Genomic DNA, 2,430 nt, shown 5'->3' with positions numbered 1-2,430 from the left:
CGTGAGATCGGCAAGTTGTTGCGCTTGAAGCGCAAGGATCTGGTTGCCGGCCTGAGTTGCCTGCAGGGCGCCACTGGCACTCTGGCTCGAGGTTACGAGGGCGGACGTCTGGATGCGATTAGTGTCGAGGTTGCCAACGATGCCGGCCTGGACGCGAAGCGCGTCTTGCGTCGCGGCATAGGAATTCTGCCAACGCAATTGCGCGTTTGAGATCAGCAACTGGTTCGACTGGCTGCTTGTCGCCGGCGCGTAGCTGGTCGAAAAAGCCCGATCGATCTGCTGCACGTCGTATGCGACGCGTTGGGCCTGGGCCAGCAGTTGCTGCGTGCGCTGGATCGAGGATTGCAATTGCTGCAGCGAAGAGTACGGCAGGTTTGCCAGATTCCTGGCCTGATTGATCAGCATTTGCGCCTCGTTCTGTAACGAGGTGATCTGGTTGTTGATCTGCTGGAGCTCCCGCGCGGCTGTCAGGACGTTTTGGACGTAGTTGTTGGGATCGAAGACGATCAGCGCCCGTGCAGGTACCGCGACGCCAAGCACTAGCGCGACGGTGCCAGCGGTCGCCAATAGGGCAAGACGCCTCATAGTGATTTCTCCAGATTTGCAAGATTGGGGATCAGGTCGGCGGCCCAGGCGACGCCACGGTGCTGGAGCCAGGCCGGTACGAAGCCGTCCGGCCCATGTTCGGCGAGGAGCTGCGCGATGGCAGCCTGGTCGGTCTTGGAAGAGGCTGCGGTGAAGGCGAGCGCAATCTCTCCAAGACCCAGTTCGAACATCCGGTTGCCGCGGCGGGACTGGCAGTAGTAGTCGCGCTTCGGCGTTGCCCGGCTCAGAAGCTCGATCTGGCGGTCATTAAGGCCAAAGCGGCGATAGATGGCAGTGATCTGCGGCTCGATCGCCCGTTCGTTCGGCAGCAACAGACGCGTTGGGCAGCTTTCGATGATCGCCGGCGCGATCGCGGAGCCATCGATGTCCGAAAGCGACTGGGTGGCGAAGATGACGGAAGCGTTCTTCTTCCGAAGCGTCTTCAGCCATTCGCGGAGTTGGCCGGCGAAATCGTCGTCGTCGAGAGCAAGCCAACCTTCATCGACAATCAGGAGTGTCGGTCGGCCGTCGAGACGGTCCCCAATCCGATGGAAGAGATAGGCCAACACGGCCGGGGCCGCGCTCGTTCCGATCAACCCTTCGGTCTCAAACGCCTGGACCGAGGCCTCGCCAAGGCGCTCGTATTCGGCATCAAGCAGGCGCCCGGAGGGCCCGCCCAGGCAATAAGGTTGCAAGGCACGCTTCAGGGAGTTCGATTGCAGCAGGACAGATAGGCCCGTCAGTGTCCGTTCCTGCATCGGCGCCGAGGCGAGAGACGTCAGCGCTGACCACAGATGATCCTTGACCTCCGGGGTGATCTCGATCTTCTCCCGTGCCAGGATCGTGCCGATCCATTCCGTGGCCCATCCTCGCTCGGCGGAATCGTCGATCCAGGCCAGAGGCTGCAACGCAACGGGCTGGTCGCCTCCATCAGACAATGCGCCACCCAGATCATGCCAGTCGCCGCCCATCGCGAGCGCAGCCGCCCGGATCGAACCGCCGAAATCGAATGCAAAGACCTGAGCATTGGGGTAGCGACGGAACTGCAGCGCCATCAGTGCCAGCAACACGGACTTGCCAGCTCCCGTCGGTCCCACCACCAGAGTATGGCCGACATCGCCAACGTGGAGCGAAAATCGGAACGGGGTCGAGCCCTCGGTCTTACCGAACAGAAGGGGCGGCCCCTTGAAGTGCAGATCCCTCGCCTCGCCCGCCCATACGGCCGACATCGGAATCATATGGGCGAGGTTGAGCGTCGAAACCGGGGGCTGCCGTACGTTGGCGTAGACGTGCCCCGGCAGACTGCCGAGCCAGGCTTCTACTGCGTTCACCGTCTCGATCATGCAGGTGAAATCGCGGCCCTGAATAACCTTCTCGACCAGCCGAAGCTTTTCGTCCGCTGCACCCGGATCGCGGTCCCACACGGTGATTGTCGCCGTGACAAAGGCTTGTCCGATCTGATCCGACCCCAGTTCCTGCAGCGCGGCGTCGGCGTCGATCGCCTTGTTGTGGGCGTCGGTATCGAGCAGGGGCGATGCCTCGTTGGTCATCACCTCCTTGAGAATGGCGCCAATGGACTTTCTCTTGGCGAACCACTGCCGGCGAATCTTGGTGAGCAGCTTGGTGGCATCGGTCTTGTCGAGCATGATTGCTCGGGTCGACCAGCGATACGAGAATGCCAGACGATTTAGGTCATCCAGAATTCCTGGCGTCGTCGCGCCCGGAAAGCCGACAATCGTCAGAACCCGAACGTTGGCAGAGCCCAACATCGGCTCGAGCCCGCCGGTTAGGGGCTGGTCGGCCAATAGCGCATCGATGTACATGGGAATTTCGGGCACCCGAACG

Annotated in this window: 2 protein-coding genes; both read right to left on the bottom strand. The window is 61.8% G+C overall.

Annotated features, from left to right (window positions below; all coding sequences use genetic code 11):
- Window positions 1-585: P-type conjugative transfer protein TrbJ (trbJ, locus tag AKL29_RS28965; RefSeq protein WP_244482482.1), on the bottom strand; the 585-nt coding region annotated here is incomplete at its 3' end.
- On the bottom strand, window positions 582-2,430 hold a 1,849-nt coding region (gene trbE / locus AKL29_RS28960; protein ID WP_244482481.1), incomplete at its 5' end, for a conjugal transfer protein TrbE. The genes trbJ and trbE, both read right to left, overlap by 4 nt.

The organism is Bradyrhizobium pachyrhizi, assembly GCF_001189245.1.
GTDB lineage: Bacteria > Pseudomonadota > Alphaproteobacteria > Rhizobiales > Xanthobacteraceae > Bradyrhizobium > Bradyrhizobium pachyrhizi.
This window is presented reverse-complemented; position numbering and strand designations above follow the sequence as displayed.